The 16,238-nt window shown below is 53.1% G+C and carries 14 protein-coding genes and 3 pseudogenes; 7 read left to right on the top strand and 10 right to left on the bottom strand.

Features of this window, described 5'->3' with window-relative positions:
- Positions 1 to 68 precede the first annotated feature (68 nt).
- The 6 genes and pseudogenes from MN084_RS04275 to MN084_RS04250 all read right to left on the bottom strand — a co-directional run bounded on the left by MN084_RS04275 (position 69) and on the right by MN084_RS04250 (position 4,145).
- Positions 69 to 470 (bottom strand): PIN domain-containing protein, encoded by a 402-nt coding sequence (locus MN084_RS04275; RefSeq protein ID WP_241087076.1) that lies wholly within the window; start codon positions 468 to 470, stop codon positions 69 to 71.
- A gap of 62 nt (positions 471 to 532) precedes the next feature.
- Positions 533 to 1,106 (bottom strand): annotated as a pseudogene (locus tag MN084_RS04270) (LysE family translocator).
- Positions 1,107 to 1,444: 338 nt separating this feature from the next.
- Entirely contained in the window at positions 1,445 to 2,197 is a 753-nt protein-coding gene (locus MN084_RS04265; protein WP_241087077.1) for a DsbC family protein, read from the bottom strand.
- Positions 2,198 to 2,200: 3 nt separating this feature from the next.
- Complete coding sequence (locus tag MN084_RS04260) at positions 2,201 to 2,683, bottom strand: YajQ family cyclic di-GMP-binding protein (protein ID WP_241087078.1); 483 nt, start codon at positions 2,681 to 2,683, stop codon at positions 2,201 to 2,203.
- A gap of 77 nt (positions 2,684 to 2,760) precedes the next feature.
- Entirely contained in the window at positions 2,761 to 3,609 is an 849-nt protein-coding gene (xerD, locus tag MN084_RS04255; protein ID WP_241087171.1) for a site-specific tyrosine recombinase XerD, read from the bottom strand.
- Between the two features lie 41 nt (positions 3,610 to 3,650).
- The gene (locus MN084_RS04250; RefSeq protein ID WP_241087079.1) at positions 3,651 to 4,145 is read right to left on the bottom strand and encodes a methylated-DNA--[protein]-cysteine S-methyltransferase; all 495 of its coding nucleotides are present in this window, start codon (positions 4,143 to 4,145) and stop codon (positions 3,651 to 3,653) included.
- Between the two features lie 275 nt (positions 4,146 to 4,420).
- On the opposite strand from MN084_RS04250, the gene MN084_RS04245 reads away from it, so the two are divergent.
- Together MN084_RS04245 and MN084_RS04240 are read left to right on the top strand one after the other, a co-directional pair.
- Positions 4,421 to 4,636, top strand: coding sequence for a transposase family protein (locus MN084_RS04245; protein ID WP_330178519.1), 216 nt, complete (start codon positions 4,421 to 4,423; stop codon positions 4,634 to 4,636).
- Positions 4,572 to 4,916 (top strand): helix-turn-helix domain-containing protein, encoded by a 345-nt coding sequence (locus tag MN084_RS04240; RefSeq protein WP_241087080.1) that lies wholly within the window; start codon positions 4,572 to 4,574, stop codon positions 4,914 to 4,916. Before MN084_RS04245 ends, MN084_RS04240 begins: the two co-directional genes overlap by 65 nt.
- Before the next feature lie 117 nt (positions 4,917 to 5,033).
- Here the strand turns inward: MN084_RS04240 and MN084_RS04235 are convergent.
- Positions 5,034 to 5,355: pseudogene (locus tag MN084_RS04235) on the bottom strand (transposase); the annotation flags it as partial.
- A 134-nt stretch (positions 5,356 to 5,489) separates the two neighbouring features.
- Here MN084_RS04235 and MN084_RS04230 point away from each other — a divergent pair.
- Positions 5,490 to 5,666: pseudogene (locus tag MN084_RS04230) on the top strand (IS4 family transposase); the annotation flags it as partial.
- A gap of 231 nt (positions 5,667 to 5,897) precedes the next feature.
- Here the strand turns inward: MN084_RS04230 and MN084_RS04225 are convergent.
- The 3 genes from MN084_RS04225 to aprB all read right to left on the bottom strand — a co-directional run bounded on the left by MN084_RS04225 (position 5,898) and on the right by aprB (position 9,614).
- Positions 5,898 to 6,785, bottom strand: a complete 888-nt coding sequence (locus MN084_RS04225; RefSeq protein ID WP_241087082.1) for a YkgJ family cysteine cluster protein — start codon at positions 6,783 to 6,785, stop codon at positions 5,898 to 5,900.
- 309 nt (positions 6,786 to 7,094) lie between these two features.
- Positions 7,095 to 9,092 carry an adenylyl-sulfate reductase subunit alpha gene (aprA, locus tag MN084_RS04220; protein WP_241087083.1) on the bottom strand — a complete coding sequence of 666 codons (1,998 nt, stop codon included), beginning with the start codon at positions 9,090 to 9,092 and terminating at the stop codon, positions 7,095 to 7,097.
- Positions 9,093 to 9,146: 54 nt separating this feature from the next.
- Complete coding sequence (gene aprB / locus MN084_RS04215; RefSeq protein ID WP_241087084.1) at positions 9,147 to 9,614, bottom strand: adenylyl-sulfate reductase subunit beta; 468 nt, start codon at positions 9,612 to 9,614, stop codon at positions 9,147 to 9,149.
- A 1,274-nt stretch (positions 9,615 to 10,888) separates the two neighbouring features.
- Between aprB and MN084_RS04210 the strand changes: the two genes are divergently transcribed.
- The 4 genes from MN084_RS04210 (at position 10,889) to MN084_RS04190 (ending at position 16,139) form a co-directional block, all read left to right on the top strand.
- Positions 10,889 to 11,179, top strand: a complete 291-nt coding sequence (locus tag MN084_RS04210) for a hypothetical protein (protein ID WP_330178375.1) — start codon at positions 10,889 to 10,891, stop codon at positions 11,177 to 11,179.
- Between the two features lie 847 nt (positions 11,180 to 12,026).
- Entirely contained in the window at positions 12,027 to 12,614 is a 588-nt protein-coding gene (locus MN084_RS19230; RefSeq protein ID WP_445083885.1) for a metallophosphoesterase, read from the top strand.
- A 6-nt stretch (positions 12,615 to 12,620) separates the two neighbouring features.
- Positions 12,621 to 14,246: a hypothetical protein gene (locus tag MN084_RS04195; RefSeq protein ID WP_445083884.1), complete on the top strand. Its 1,626-nt coding sequence runs from the start codon at positions 12,621 to 12,623 to the stop codon at positions 14,244 to 14,246.
- A 9-nt stretch (positions 14,247 to 14,255) separates the two neighbouring features.
- Positions 14,256 to 16,139: a pentapeptide repeat-containing protein gene (locus MN084_RS04190; protein WP_330178371.1), complete on the top strand. Its 1,884-nt coding sequence runs from the start codon at positions 14,256 to 14,258 to the stop codon at positions 16,137 to 16,139.
- Positions 16,140 to 16,238: the final 99 nt, after the last annotated feature.

Genomic DNA, 16,238 nt, shown 5'->3' with positions numbered 1-16,238 from the left:
GCATTGTGAACCAATCCAATTCTCCAATTTGTCCTCTTTTCTAGGGCGTTTTCTTCCGTCAATTGACTTTAGACGAGCAACAACAAGTTCCGCACATGGACTGAGTACCACTGCGGGAGTTTTTTTGTTTTTGTTTGAAGAATTACTCTCTTACATTTCCGGCCTATTTTTTTAATGTGGTTTACAAGTCCATCAAAACCCTTGTCTTTTGTAATGACATGGAATTCAATCTCCTGATTAGCTATCTCAGAAAATTTTCCTAAATAATATGCCATATGGAAATCAAGATTATTTTCTCCCATCGTCTTCAGCCTGATAATTTCAATGCTTAGAAATTGAGGCCATTCTGCATCCCCTAGTTTGAGTTTTGAGTTCTTTGGTCCACAGAAAACGAAAATTCGTTGATACACCTGGTAATCAATATCTTCAAGACTTCCTGTATTTTCATAATCAATAAATGCCCAAATCATTATCTAATCTCCGTGATGAAATTCCATATCCTGTATGTCGGTGCTAACGTCTAGTTGGTGAACTACCGCTCTAAGCTCGCCACAGACAATCCCGCCCCAACATTAAGACCCCAAATAGCCCTTGGTCGATCACGTAACCATTTTGCCAAAGTCGATGCAAAACAGCCTATAACAGTGAACATCAGAATCGTCAGCACCACAAGCCCCTAAAAGTAGTGTTTCACCGAGCACAGAGCCTGAATCTGGTGATACAAATTGTGGGATGAAAGCAAGAATAAAGATCGCGGGTTTAGGGTTAAGTACGTTTGTAAGAAAACCAGCGGTTAAAATAGACCAATGGGACTGTCGGGAGGAGGGAACAAATGAAATAAGATCCTTTGATCGGATCGCCTTTACCCCCAACCAGATTAAATACAGTGCGCCGATACCTTTTATTAAGCTGAAAGCCAGTTCTGAAGTCTGAATCAGCACTGCCAGGCCAAGTGCGGCAGCAAGCACATGAACCATAAGACCTGCCCCTGCGCCCAGACTGGAGATAAAGGCAGCAATACGTCCCCGACTGATAGCTAGAATATTATCCGGGCCAGGAGCCAGGAGCCAGGAGCCAGGAGCCAGGAGCCAGGAGCCAGGAGCCAGGAGCCAGGATGATTTAGAATACAGGCAAGTGTATAGGCAAAAAAGATCTCAATAGTAACCATGGAGTATCCTGCAAAAAAGTTAACCGTTTTTTCTGCGAACGCCTGGGGTCAGGCCGCTTATTTAGGTTGGCGCTTAGGCAAATATTGCAAAAAACCAATATATAATCAATGGTTATCCATAGGCAGACTGGATCCACAAAACTGAAATAATAAACGCGGGTGCCTAGTTCTATAACGAAAAATCAGGGACAGGAGAGTGTGCAGTTCAAAATATTTGTCTCTATAAAAAAAGGCGCTCCGGTAACCGAAGCGCCTTTCTGCCTGCAAGCTGACAAATTATTTAGCGTTCTTCCGCTCGTCCAATATGGCAATGAGCCGGTCTGGTGAGACATATCCGGGGAGCATTTCTCCATCCTCCAGCATCAGTGCAGGTGTCCCGGTCACGCCCATCATCTCGCCTAGCAGCATATGGCGTTTAACCGGATTTTCGCAGCTCTTCTCTTCTGGAGGATTGCCCGTTTTCTTGGCTATATTCATCGCCTCAATACGGTCATCCGCACACCAGACTGAAACCGCTTTCCGGTAAGAGGCGCTATTTACCCCAGCACGGGGATAGAATAGGTAGCGAATTCTGATACCCTTCTCGTTATAGCCTGCCATTTCACTGTGCAGTTTCCGGCAAAAGCCACAATCGATATCGGTAAAGACAGTAATTGTGTGCTTGATGGTTTCAGGCTCGAAGATGATCATATTATCCTCGCCTAGCCTTTCGATTACAGCAAGTTTCAGTTTATTCACTTTTGGCTGAGTAATGTTCTCTCTCAGCTCCAGATCGACGATACTGCCCTGGATAAGATAGCGACCATCACCACTAACGTAGACAATCCTGGTCTCGATGACCACCTCATAAAGTCCGGTTACTTCCGACTTTGCGATAGTTTCAGGTTCAATATTCGGCAACAACAGCGCCAGACTCCGCTTTACACGTTCAATGGCTTCATCGTCTCCTTCAGCGGCAACAGGAGAAGCAATCAGAACTAAAAGCAGAGGCAATGACAGCAGACTCAGTGACAGATGGGGTAATCTCATATTTCAATCTCTAAAGTTAGTAAACTGTATCGGCAGACCATAGTCTGCACCCTTTAACATGGCGATGACCTGCTGCAGATCATCACGTTTTTTTCCGGTAACTCTAACTTGCTCTCCCTGAATCTGCGCCTGAACCTTGATTTTGCCTGCTTTTATCGCTTTTACCATTTTTTTCGCAACATCCATCTCGATTCCCTGCTTGATAATGACATGCTGGCGAGCTGCATTCAGGGTTGTTTCAGGGTCTTTGATATCCATACAGGCGACATCGACTTTCCGTTTGACAAGTTTTTGCCTGAAAATATCCAACATCTGACTCAATTGAAACTCCTGCTCTGCCCGCAAGGTAATATCCGTATCACTCTGCTCGAACTTGGCATCGACCCCTTTAAAATCGAACCGGGTACCGACTTCGCGATTGGCCTGATCGACAGCATTACGGATCTCCTGCAGATCCACTTCTGAAACAACATCAAATGAAGGCATGAATCAATGCTCCTCTATATATTAGTGATCAATGCGGGAAGGCTACCAAAACGAGAGGGCCATATCCAGGATCTGAATCAACCCCTTGGGTGGTGCTGAGCATGAATGCTTTTCAGCCGCTCCCGGGCGACATGGGTATATATCTGAGTAGTGGAGAGGTCACTATGTCCCAGCAGCATCTGCACCACTCTCAGGTCGGCTCCGTGATTAAGAAGATGTGTGGCAAATGCGTGGCGCAGTGTATGGGGGGAGAGATGTTTGCTTATCCCGGCCGTCACGGCGTGTTTTTTGATCCGGTACCAGAATGCCTGCCGGGTCATGGCCGAACCACGGCGGGTCGGAAAGAGGTCGGGAGTCAGCTGATTCCTCAGCAACTCATATCGGTCAGTTTTGACAAATCGGTCGATCCAGTCCAATGCCTCATCACCCAAAGGCACCAGACGCTCCTTTCCTCCCTTACCGATGACCCGGACCAGGCCCTGATTGATGCTGACCTGCTCCAGCCTCAAGCTAACCAACTCGGTAACTCTCAGCCCAGTAGCATAAAGCACCTCCAGCATGGTGCGGTCCCGCACGCCCTCGGGCTGATCAAGATCAGGGGCATCCAACAGCGCCTCCACCTCCTGCTCAGTGAGGGATTTTGGCAGTGGCCTGCCCAGTTTGGGAGCATCAATCTGAGCCGATGGATCCGTTTTCAACCACCCTTCCCTCAGTCCATGCTGGTAAAACTGCCTGACACAAGAGAGCATGCGCGCCGTTGATCTTGCTTTTTTCCCCTCTTTCGCCATCACCACCAGATAGTCCAGAAGATCTTCCCGCCGCGCCTTCAGCAGTTCGCGGGTCCGGTTTTTATCTAGCCACTGCGCCAGCTTGCGGAGATCAGACTGATAGGCATCAAGGGTATTCCGGCTCAATCCCCGCTCCATCCAGAGGGCATCGGCAAACTGTTCAATGACAGGATAATCTGTCACAGAGTCACGCTTTCATGGGCCAGCAACCAGGATTTGACGTCCAGCCGCTCACCCTCCCGCCTGCCGGAGAAGCCACCAATTCCCCCAGCGGCGACAATGCGATGGCAAGGTACGATGATGGGCAGCGGATTGACGCGGCAGGCGTTACCTACAGCCCTTGGGCTGGTCTTCAACTCTCGGGCTATATCGCCATAGGTACGCACCTCACCCGGAGCGATACGTGACAAGGCATCCCAGACCCGGCATTGGAACGGCGTTCCTATGGGCTTAAGGGGGAGTGAAAAAGAGGCACTTCCATCATTAAAATAGCAGTCCAGCTGTTCCACCGCCTGTTGGACAGATGGGGAGGTACTTTGCAGTAGTATCACCGGCTCATCGATCTCATCTTTCCAGAAAAAATCAACGCGGGTGACCCGGTTCTTTGACACACAGATACCCAGTAGACCAACCGGGGAGGCGATAACTGCCTGATATTCTCTCTTTGTGTACATGGGGCGCTCCGGAATTTACCAACCCATGATACACGTCGCTCAAGCAGACACCATATCTCAACAAAAAGGGCCCGTGGCAAGCAAAGCCAGGGTATCAGTTGTGATTAAACACCAGGTCACCGCCAGGTGCCGCCTTGTAACAAGCAACACAGCCTACCCTGCCCACCTTGCTAGCGAGGGACATGCCCTTCGTTTTTTTCAGTATCGCCTCAGCGGGCAAATATTTAGCCCAGAACTAGTCTTTAGTCTCCGCATCATACCCTGGACGTTTAAACATCACAGTAACCGCTTTCAAGCAGTATTGTTCAACCTGTGGGCAGATCTTACCGGGCTATGACTCACGCAAGCGCCGCTGGCGGCACCTGGATACCCGCCAATACAAAACTATTCTGGTAGCAGATGCGCCCAGAGTGAAGTGTGAAGAACATGGGGTGGTCACCGTGTCAATTTCCTGGGCGAAACCGGGCTCTGGTATTTACTGCAATGTTTGAGGTGCTGGTGATCGACTGGTTGAAAGAGGCGTCCATCTCGGCAGTCTCCCGATTGATGGGGCTAAGTTGGAATGCCATTGATGGAATTATGCAGCGAGCGGTCAAGCGAGGACTGGCACGTAGAACAGAGATCAGCTCAACACGTATAGGTGTTGATGAGACGGCCTTCAAGAAACGCCATGATTATGTAACAGTCTTATCAGACCAGGATGCAGGTAGAGTACTACACGGGGCAGTGACGGCAAAAAGGCGATGCTCAAAGCATGATACGAAAGTCTAGCAGAGGAGGAGCAAGAAGCGATAGAGAGTGTCTCCATGGATATGTGGCCAGCCTTTATCATGCCACACGGGAAAGCCTGCCTAGGGCTGAAGAGAAGATTGTCTTTGATAAATTCCATAGTGACTTCGTCTTGCGTACATACGGCGGTACCAGAGCTGGTCGGAACGTCACCGGCTCGCCGGTCTTCGCGCGAACTTGGGGATCTTGACCGTGACCGGCCTCAATCCTGTCTGCAGTTTACGAGCTGGCAGGTGACCATTACGCACCGCATCCCCTTGCCATCCTCTGTCCGTCGCTCGACGTGCTCCGCCAACAGCTCCAGCAGCTCGGCCTCCACCGCTTGGTAGATCAACTGCTCTGCACCGCTTCTCGGCAACTCTGTCAGCGGATCGATAATCGTATCTCGAACTGCCAGCTTAACAACGTTATTCTTACTCATGGTGGCATATCTCCAATGGTTGTTTTGATGTCTCGCAACAACAAATCAACCAGATACCCCGCTTTTTTTCAATTCCCTTCAAACACCACTTTTAGTTATAACTCGATCCCAGTCACGTGCTATCTCAGATGCGAAGAGCTTTTCCGGTCAGACTGGTGGATGGCGCAACCGTTACGTTGCCCGATACAGAAGAGAACCAGACTGTCTATCCTCAACCCCGTAGCCAACAACCCAGATTGGGTTTCCCTCTTTGCCGGGTGGTTGGTATCGTCTGCCTCGCCAGCGGTGCTGTACTTGATGCAGCATTGGGACCTTAGGGTATCTCTTTAAGTATTACCCTGATTACGCTATATATTGTTAACGATGAATATGACTGTTTATTTCACATGTAAAACTTTCTTACCCTTGGGACGCTGCTGCTATCGCTAGTCGTTGTGATAATCGGGCCTATGACTCTAAGGCCAGTGGGAGCGTTGGCATCCTGCCGGCTCCCGCGATCTCTGCGGCACTTTTTCAAGGGCTACAGGGAAAACACTAGCTTTCTAATCGTCCGCTTTGTATTTCTCGTCTTCCTGCTGCTGCTGACGGGAAATCTCTGCCTGCCTGCGGGCATCCCAGGTCTCCTGGCGATCGTCCATCCGCTTCTGCCAAACACCCTCTTTTTCGGAGATAGTGCGCTCACCAAAGAAAACCTGTTTCATCAGCTGGGTGCCAAACTGCATCAGCGAGATATCCTCCTGGGCCAATACCTCATAGACCGAATCTTCCAGATCATAAGTTGCCTGGAATGCATCACTCATAACAAAGCGGCGAAAACGCTCCATATCAAATGAACACATGAAATACATCTGCAGCGTGGCCTCTGGGGGCTTGCCGACACTGGGTCCGCCGGAGCGCTTCATCAGCATCAACTGAGTCCACTCTTTATTCAGCTCATCGTACCGGGCGGTCTCCTGCTCTTCGAGGTATTTCTGAATGGTCTGCTCCTTATCCTCCTCATGTCCCTTACAGTGCGCCTCCTCTACCAGGAAGTAGTGGGTCTCCTCCTTGCCCGCTCCGGTGCCGTGCATCGCCATATTACCCAACGGATAGTAACGACAAGCGGTCGGGCGATCCTTATAGACACTGCACCCCTCCTCGGTCATCAGCAGGCAGGCACCTTCATCGGTGGTCCTTAACTTAATACCGGGCAGTCTATCCTGGTCCACTTGAAACGGAACCGTATGCTGCTTCAAGAACTCGGTGCTGGCCAGCTCCAGACGGTCTTTCAGGCGAATAACGTCGTAAGGTGTCAGGGTAATATCCGCATGCTTGCAACAAGCATTGAAACAAGAGATTTCCTTATGGCAGCTGAATTTCAGCTTGGAACCCAGCTCCAACATGGTGGGAACCAGATTGCTCTGGAATGGAATATCAAATTTTTCGCTCATTCTATCGCCTCCGATAAATCTTATCGGGTGAATTTTAGGTTAATAATCCGCAAACAGGTGCATTGACTAGAAAGTCATATGACGCGGCGAACCACTGTGATCACAGAGATCATCTCTAAGATAAAAACAACTATAGCCCAGACCCGGGAATACAAAAACCTTGCTCTATCCAGCTCTGTGATTCCTACGCTCTCTCTCCAGGTTCGGCAAAGAGTTACTTGCTTGCATTCGTTTGCGGACTCCCATAATGAAAAAAGTCCGGACACCTTGCGGCGCCCGGACTTTTCGAGCCACTAGGCTGTCAAGAACTTACTTGAACAACTTGGACTTGTCGACCAGATCGACATGGGCGCGCCTGAAGCAGGTCCACTCTTTGGTCTCTTTGTTGTAGATGGAGTTAACGAAGACATGCCAGTTCTCCTCATCGACAAAGTTCTTGTCCATGCGGTAGTAGAAGCCCGGATAACGAGACTCCTGACGGAACTGAATGTGCTTCATGTGAGCCTCAGCTGTGAGGATGCGGTGATAGTTTTCCCAAGCACGAAGCAGCTCGTGGAGATCTTTGGCACGCATCTTCAAGGCATCTTCCTTGAGGTCAGCCAGCTTGGCTTCAGCCACTTCCAGCATATTTACATTGGTAGTGTAGTAAGTGGCAACACCGGCAACATACTCATCCATCAGTTTCTGCAGACGGAACTGCAGCATCTTAGGGGTGATGTAGTTGGGGTTAACGTCAATGGCAGTACTATAGTCTTTGAACTCCAGGAAGGTTTTGACTGGACGATAGATCTCTTCAACCAGATCTTCAACACTGGTATCCAGCTCAGGAGCCCAATCTTTGTTGTCCATAACAAACTTGACCATGGACTTGGCACACATACGGCCTTCAGCGTGAGAGCCGGAGGAGAACTTGTGGCCAGAAGCGCCAACGCCGTCAGCAGCAGTGAACAGACCCTGTACAGTAGTCATACCACGGTAGCCCCAGTTCCAGCCTGAAGGCAAATGCTCAGGAACACCGGCTTCTGTCTCTTCGGTAGGCGCGCCTACATCTTCAGGACCGGATACCCAGATACCGCAACAGCCGGAGTGAGAACCCAGCAGATAGGGTTCTGTTGGCATCAGCTCGGAGTTCTTCTTCTCAGGCTCGATGTTCTCACCAGCCCAGATACCACACTGGCCAATACACATATCAAGGAAATCTTCCCAGGCTTCAGCTTCCAGATGCTTCACTTCGCGAGGAGTCAGAGTCTCACGCAGGTTGGCAAGGGCGGTAACCGTGTCCATCCAGATAGGACCACGGCCTTCCTTCATCTCTTTGAGCATCAGGTGGTTACGCAGGCAGGATGCAGGAACAGCAGCAGAACCGTAAGGAGGATAGTCGTTCAGCATCTCCTTGTTCCGGTCCATGTAGACTTCACCGAAGGCGTTGGTAGCTTTGGATTTGAACAGCAGGAACCACGCGCCAACAGGACCGTAACCGTCTTTGAAACGGGTAGGTACGAAGCGGTTTTCCATCAGTGTCAGCTCAGCACCAGCCTCTGCAGCCATGGAGTAGGTGGAGCCAGCGTTCCATACCGGATACCAAGCACGACCCTGACCCTCACCGACAGAACGGGGACGGAAGATATTGACGCAACCACCGGCAACCAGCAGACAGGCCTTGAACTTGTAGACAACAACTTTGTTTTCTCGAACTGAGAAACCGACAGCACCAGCAACGCGATTCTTGTCGTTCTTGTCGTTTACCAGTTTAACGATAAAGATACGCTCTTCGATATTATCGATACCCAGGGCTTTCTTGGCAGCTTCGGCGACGATCCACTTGTAGGATTCACCGTTGATCATGATCTGCCATTTACCGGAACGCACAGGCTTACCACCCTCTTCCAGAGAGGTCATACCCTTGGAGCCATCAAAACGCTCACCATTCTCGTCGAGCTTCCAGATTGGCAGGCCCCACTCTTCGAACAGATGTACAGACTCATCAACGTGGCGGCCCAAGTCATAGGCCAAATCGTCACGGGTAATACCCATCAGGTCGTTGGAGACCATACGGGCATAATCCGCAGGATCCTGATCAGGACCGATGTAGGTGTTGATTGCAGAAAGGCCCTGTGCAACAGCACCGGAACGATCCATAGCGGCCTTGTCGACTAACTTAACCTTAATGTCGACGCCCTCTTTCTTAGCAGCGTCCAACCAAGGGCCAAGCTCATAAGCGGCGCCACAAGCGCCCATACCACCACCGATAAGAAGTATATCTACCTCTTCTTCGACGACTTCTGGATTTCCAAATTCACCAGACATGGCTAATTTCCTCTAATATAATACTAAAAACTTGATTCCAGATCTGAACGCTGCTTATTTGCAGATCAGTTCGCTGGCATCACCTACACGGTAGCCGTTGTTCTGGACAAAGAAACCAGGCTCGGTAATCTTGGAGATATCGGCCTCAGGCTTGCCGCCATAAGGATCAATAGAGCCTTCAGGCGTAGTCCGGATCGGGAACTTGAAACGCTTCATGGTGCCGTTGCGAAACTTGATAGTCCACATGATGGAGTCAGTACCGCGCAGAGGCTGTACGGACGCACCAAGAGGCACGATATCCGCATAAGGGCGCGCTTCGATAGCTTGCTGAGGGCAGATCTTGATGCAAGAGTAGCACTCCCAGCACTGCTCGGGCTCCTGATTGTATGACTTCATGGCATGACCGGTTTCAGAACCATCCATATCCAGTTTCATGAGGTCATGCGGGCAGATGTACATGCAAGCAGTCTTGTCCTGACCTTTGCAACCATCGCACTTTTCGGTACGCACAAATGTTGGCATGGTGTTTTTTTCTCCTAAGTTTCACTGCAGTGAATTACCGGCCATCACACCCGATGTCCGGTTTCTCGAGTCTTAATCTACTGTTCGCAGGTATTAATTTCTGCCCGCAGTTAGCGCGGACACTGGCTTAACCCACCCGATTGAAATCTCGCTTATCAGCCCCATTTATATTAGGGCCAGCGTTGGAACAGCTTCCCGGCCATTTCGACGAAACAACCCAGATTCAGGGCTGTCAAACATTAAAGACTTGCCTGCCAAAGTACCAGACAATACTTTTGGTCACTCCATAAAATTGCTTTATTATTGTTTAAGCTGATAGGAGATGAATGCCTTATTCACAGGTAAAAACCGGTAGAAGCTACCTGAAAAATTGGTCAAAATCAAAAAAGCATTTAGAAATTAGGCTCATCCCCGCTAATTATTTTTTCTCTTCTTTGGCCACTTTCCACGTCAGTCAGGTAAGGTGGCCTGAAAATCCCCCCGAAAACCGTCAGGTTGAGCCAAAAGCAGCACCAAACACCAGATGCAATGCTATTGACCAAGCGGCCAAATACGCTTACCAGGCAGTGTGCTTTAATGTGTGTCGCATTGAGGTAACTTTTCACTCGCTCAGGCCTCTTTTGCAAGGTTCGCATACAGAATCATGTTCTCTTTTTTAGCTCGTTCCTTAATGCCTGGATATCTTTCTCACAAGCTTACTTTACTGGCTTTTGAGGTGTGAATCCCAGCGCTTAAGGTAGCCGCCCATAGCCCCGCACAGGGATGTTAATTCCCCAAAACTGCTTGATAAGCTGACGAGCCCAGAGCGCAAAACTGAGTTTGTATTGATCCGGCATATGATCCCGAATCGCTTCGATGACTTTTTACTTCTGAGCTTCAGTCAGACGACGGTATGCATTTTTTTGTCCTCGCTTCGCGATGGCCAGAGCTTCTTTACCACCGACACGATAGCGCTTATACCACTGTCTAGCCGTATTTGGATGACAGTCAATACTCCACCAGCCAAAACCAGTGACTTCGTGTTACGACTAAAAGCCGGATCAGTCGACCATTCGCCAATTAAAACCGCTGGGCTGAGCCTAGTGAAGCTCAACCTGCCGCCCCCCAGCCTTCCGTCAAAACAGAGACCAACAAAGAAAAGGATATAAATGCCTTGACAGCGCCCCCCGGGCTTTGTAATTTCTGGCCAGTCAACGGGAATGATATTCTCACCAACGGACGGTCAATCAAGGACACAGCCCCCTTCCCGACCCTCCGTCCAGCCGGAGCGCACCATGCACGACAGCCAACTGCTACCGATCAAAGACGTCATGTATGAACAGGCGCCCTTCATCGACCTGGCCATCAACCGCCTGACACTCACAGGCCTCCTGATCCATGCCCCACACCGCCACAGTACCGAAGAGATCGCCGCCTGGCTGAAACAAGGCCGATGGGCCTACCTCAACCCACAACCCGAGCAACCCCTCCTTGTCTGGTACGAAAAAAATGGATTCCCAACCCCGCCGCCCCCGCCTGCCGGTTGCTCGAAGCCATACCCTACCTGCGGCGCCACGGCCGGGTGATCAAACAGAAGCGTCCCAACGAACTGCCCTTCTACAATCCCCCCTACCGGGCTAGGCCGCAGGAGTACATCCCGGAGGACCCCATCTGGCGCGTGCAGTACCGCGACGAACTCTGGTTCGCCGACTACCCGGGGCTGGCGATCATGCGGGCATCCGGCAAACAGGGGGCCCTCAACTACCAGGGGTATCTCCCGACATTCCAGCAGCCGGAGGAGAAGAAGCTGACCCTGCAATTCTTCCCCGGCCAGGGACCCGATCGCAACCACACCCAGACCATCCGCACCGGCGACGGCGCACCGGCCGTGACCTTCGATGGCGACCGCGTCGAAGAGCTGGGCTGGGCGCAGGCCAATGTCTGTCGCGACAAGCTCGATATCACCCTCAGATCCCGTGCCCACAAGGCGCGGATCCTCTTCCCCGCCCTGGGCACCCCGGCATTGCTCTGCGGGCAGGGAAAACAGCTAAAGGTCATCCTCGCGGTGAGCGATGCCTTTCACCAGGAGATCAACGCCGAGCGCCAACCCAACCCGGCAAAAAGCATCGGCCCGATGACCCTGCGGCGGCTGCACGCCCAATTCCGCCTCAAACCCTGGAGCACCAGCGACAAACACCACCCCGACCTCGACCGCATCTACGAAAACTGGCAAACCGCCCAGGAGAACATCCGCCTATACCCCCGCGGCGAACTGAAAAACAGCTCAGAGACCGGCCTGCCGGTCAGTGATAACAACGGCAAGTGCATCGGCATACTCCACCCTGACATCATCGACTTCTACCGGAAACACGGCTACACCCGGCTCTATCAGGTCAACCTCAATAAACTGCCCCCTCCCCGGGTCTCTACAACTTGGTATGGCACTACCCCGACGACGAAGAGGAGAACCCCTCACCCATTGATAAAGAGTCACACCACGGCTATTCACACGAACCCCAGGACCGCCTCCAGGCCGACTACTTCAGTCAGGCAAAAAAGCAGGGCGGCAAGCAGATCGATCGCAGCCGCCTCAACCCCTGCGACCGGCGGCGGCGCAAGCAGCCCGAACTCACCGGCGACGGGCGCTACACCGGCGGCACCCCCTTCAGCGAGGGTACCGCAGAGAGCGGCCTCTGGCTGGAGAACCGTCACCCTGTCTACATCAGCGACAAACCCAAGCTCAACCCCGGCCACCTCAGCGACCTGCACCTCTCATCCCGCCAGGCCCTCTACCCAGACAGCCCGGCGCAACTCATCCCCGGCGCCGACACCGCCACCTCGCCCCCACTCGGCCCCCAGTCCCACCACAGCGCCGCCGCCCTGAAACGCCTGCTCGACGCCATGGGCAAAGACCCGGAGATCGACCTGCTGCTGCTCACCGGCGATCTCTACGACCACGCCATCAACGTCGACCCGGCCCACGAGGCCCATCAATCCCTCAACACCCCCGGTGATCTCTAGCGGGCCATGGACCAGGCGCACCATAACGACCGCGACCGCTACCCCCGGCACATCGACGCCCTTTACGCCGTCAGCCTGATCCACCACTTCATCGACCGCTACCAAAAGCCGGTCTGCTACATCGACGGCAACCACGAGGCCTACGAAATGCCCTATGGCATCAGCCCGCGCCTTGACAAAGGGAACGGGATGTTCATGTTCCTCCACGGCCAACGCGCCAACGCCGGCATCCCCGCCGATCACGGCCTGACCATCTACGAAGCGGCACTGCTCTACGGTCCCGGTTACGGCCACTACCACACCCTGGACAACTTCAAAGCCGACAACCTCTGCTGGCTGCACCACCTGATCACCCCCTGGCGTGACTGGGTCACCGCCCACGGCAAGCAACAGACCTGGATCGGCCTCGGCTGGGGCGACGACGAGGAGTATGCCGGCTCCACAGCCACCGGTGGCGGCTCCTTGCCCCGGGCCAACCAAGCCTGCACCGACGATCAATGGGCCCTGGTGCAAAATGCCGTTGAAAAAGACCCGGCCGCAGAAAAGCTGCTGCTCAGCCACTTCACCTACGTTAACTACGCCACCGATATCCCGCTGACGACCGGCAACAGCAAAATAGACGCCGATGACGTGTCGCCGGGCGATATCGGCCCGGGGGACCGGGATAACCTCGACGAAGGCAGTTTCCACGACAACCGCAAAGCGCTCTATGAAACCTACCTGCTCCCCGGCAAAATCCACTACACCTTCTCCGGCCACAGCCACCGGGCGGGGGTTTACCGGCTCACCGGCGAGCCCGGCTATGTCACCCGCAAAATCACCACCCGGGGCGACTACCCCGATGGCTACACCCACCCGGACGGCACCGCCTGCCTGCTGGTGGCGGGTTCCGGCGGTCCCATCACCCGGCAGAACCGCGAGGGAGAGTACGCCGGTTACGGCATGGAGGCCCCTCAGGGGCTGAAGCTCGATACCGAAAGCGGCAAGGTCAACATCGTGCGCGACGCACAAACCAGACCGCGCATGGCGGTGTTGCTGGACTACCTCTGGTACGAAGGCAGGCATAAGGCGCTGCAATACGGCCTGAAAGGCGATGGCAGGCGGTTCCAGCTACGCCTCGACGAGCGCTGGCTCAAGGCCAGCGAACACGGCGGTGAGATGCTCGATGAGATCCGCCTGCACCTGCACAGCGGTGGTAAAGCAGGCTATCAGGGGTATATCCGGCTGAAGCAGACCGCCTGCGAAGCAAGCCAATGGACAGAGCGAGTAAGCCTCGGTAGCCGGTCGGCGCTCGTGCCGGTTCGTGGGGTCGATGTGGAGTATGAGGTTACTGAAGGGGAAGGGGGGATGTCGTGGGGGGATCTTGATAACGAAAAGAAAGAGATTATCATTAATGGTGGCTCTCCAATGTACTTCCTCTCCATCCACCTCAAACAGATCGAACACGGCCACCTGCATAAACACTACGACTACGACTCGCCCTGGTGTTTTCCGGCAAGTGTGTCTGAGTCTGAGAAGGGTGAGAACAGGCTCGTGACCATCCGGCGCAAGGGAGGCGGGAGAAGCGATGTGCCGGATTTTGAAGATATATTTGATAACCCAAAACTACTCGGTGAAATATATGACTACTGAGGAGAAAACATGATCACCCTGCGCCACCGACTCATCCTCATCGGAAGCCTGTTTTTTGTCTCATTAACCCCAGGAAACGCTATGAGCCTCATACCCCCGCTACCCCCCGGCAGTGAACTGAAAGCGCTGCTGCAAGATGTCGAACGCCTCAACACGGCCCTGGAGCAAAACCCCGATCTGCTCAGCGATACCCGGCTGAAAGACCTGGAGCTGACCGGCCTGGTGCTGAAAAATGTAACGCTAAGCAACCTCCATTGGCGCAACGTCAAGCTCACTCGGGCAGACTGGTCTAACGTCACCATCGAGGGGGCCACCTGGATCGGGGTAAAGATGAAAGAGAGCGAACTGGATAATGTCACCTTCAACCGGGTCTACTTTAACCTGGATGAGGCGGTTTACTGGGGCTCGACGGATTTTGTCAAAAGCCGTCTGCACAATGTGCATTTTGTCGAATCTGAACTGATCGAAGTACGTATCAAAAAACTCAAGCCCAGCCGGCTGTTTTTTGAGCACAGCAAACTGAGAACGAGGGTGAATGAATCTCATCAACAAAGATCGGGGGGTCTGGGCCATTCACAACTGGATCTGTTTATTCGAGACTCGGACATTGCGTCTTCGATCATAGGCGCGCTGAAATACCCCTCCAGCGTCCTTATCGAAAACAGCCGCGTCATCGGCGGAGTGGGTGGCGAACTCAAAAGCCTGATCATCCGCAACAGCCATTTCGACGGCAACGGACCACAGCGGGCGGACTATGTGCTGGTGGAGGATTCGGCTATCTACATCGGTTTGAAGAAGGTGCGTTTTGTCCATATGAAAAACATCACACAGATTAATCATAACAACCGCCACTGGGGCGCCGGTCTAGCTGAAAATATCATCATAAACGGCTGCCAAAACCCGCTTGGAATATCATTTTGGGAATCGAAAGTGGATAACTTATTCATCCGTAACTGCCAACTGCATGCCCCTTTCTTTGAAGATGTTCGTATCGGGCAACTGCAACTTTGCAATGTCCAGCTCTCACTGAATATAAATGATCCAGCTGATGGTGATATAAACATTGATGCATGGAACAACGCCTCCATCCGCCACCTCCAACTCCACAACGTCCAGTTCCAGGGTACATTCCCCCCCGCCACCGGACTCAAGATCGGCCACCTCCAAAGCGGACAGAGCACGCTCCCTGAAAAGCTCCGGGACGCCGCCAGACAGCAAAGCCCTCTGGCGGCCTGTCCGCCCCTGCCCGATACCGAACGCCTCAAGCGCGAAGCCCTCTCCGATGACCCCCCGCTTTCCCTGGCCGTTGAGCTCCAGGATCGCCTGATCGCCGACTACAAGACATCGGTTCCCCGTGCCAATCCCCCTTTTCATGAAGCTCTGTTCGACCACCTGCAGTGTCAGCTCCCGTTTCGCCATGAGTGGATAGAGCACTACCACAACCACTACGGCCTCGGCGCCGATCTGCTGCCACCCCCTGTACGCGGTGTCAGCCTACTGCTCTTCGACGGGCGACTGGAGGCGGTCATCGGCGAGGGCTGTGAGGGTCGAGTACACTACCGCAACCCCGTCTGGCGCGCCGTCACCGGACCCTACGGGGAATCCCGCCAGCTGCTCGAGCTGAGCGCCATCAAACCGGCCCATCAGTTCTTTATCCCCGAGACCCTCAACCACACCGGCAACAGCCGCCCGTTCATCTGTCTCTGGTTCAACCCCCCCGGTGCCCCCCTGCACTACGACACCACCGACCCCTGGATGGTCGAGGTCAGAGCCGCCGTTCCCGAGGGAAAAACCCGGCATCAAGAGAGGTACCCCCTTGTCATCGGCCCGTGCTGGAATGAAAAACCGGCAGGATACCCTCCCCTGGAGCCGCCACCCTGGGAGATGGCATGATCGTCGCTCTGCATGGCAATGCTCCATGAATTAACAGGCATAGAGCGCTATTGCCCGCATCCTGGCAAGCCTCTGTCCAAGATCAGGTCATGAACTATG

It is taken from the genome of Candidatus Vondammii sp. HM_W22, assembly GCF_022530855.2.
Lineage (GTDB): Bacteria > Pseudomonadota > Gammaproteobacteria > Chromatiales > Chromatiaceae > Vondammii.
Note: the sequence above shows the minus strand (reverse complement) of the source record. Positions and strands in the feature narration are given on the sequence as shown.

Bases quoted from the DNA above. Each gene is read 5' to 3' on its own strand.
- MN084_RS04250 (WP_241087079.1), bottom strand. From the start codon at position 4,145: ATGTACACAAAGAGAGAATATCAGGCAGTTATCGCCTCCCCGGTTGGT.
- MN084_RS04190 (WP_330178371.1), top strand. From the start codon at position 14,256: ATGATCACCCTGCGCCACCGACTCATCCTCATCGGAAGCCTGTTTTTT.
- MN084_RS04195 (WP_445083884.1), top strand. From the start codon at position 12,621: ATGGACCAGGCGCACCATAACGACCGCGACCGCTACCCCCGGCACATC.
- MN084_RS04210 (WP_330178375.1), top strand. From the start codon at position 10,889: ATGCACGACAGCCAACTGCTACCGATCAAAGACGTCATGTATGAACAG.
- xerD (WP_241087171.1), bottom strand. From the start codon at position 3,609: ATGGAGCGGGGATTGAGCCGGAATACCCTTGATGCCTATCAGTCTGAT.
- MN084_RS04260 (WP_241087078.1), bottom strand. From the start codon at position 2,683: ATGCCTTCATTTGATGTTGTTTCAGAAGTGGATCTGCAGGAGATCCGT.
- aprA (WP_241087083.1), bottom strand. From the start codon at position 9,092: ATGTCTGGTGAATTTGGAAATCCAGAAGTCGTCGAAGAAGAGGTAGAT.
- MN084_RS04225 (WP_241087082.1), bottom strand. From the start codon at position 6,785: ATGAGCGAAAAATTTGATATTCCATTCCAGAGCAATCTGGTTCCCACC.
- aprB (WP_241087084.1), bottom strand. From the start codon at position 9,614: ATGCCAACATTTGTGCGTACCGAAAAGTGCGATGGTTGCAAAGGTCAG.
- MN084_RS04240 (WP_241087080.1), top strand. From the start codon at position 4,572: ATGGGGTGGTCACCGTGTCAATTTCCTGGGCGAAACCGGGCTCTGGTA.
- MN084_RS04265 (WP_241087077.1), bottom strand. From the start codon at position 2,197: ATGAGATTACCCCATCTGTCACTGAGTCTGCTGTCATTGCCTCTGCTT.
- MN084_RS04275 (WP_241087076.1), bottom strand. From the start codon at position 470: ATGATTTGGGCATTTATTGATTATGAAAATACAGGAAGTCTTGAAGAT.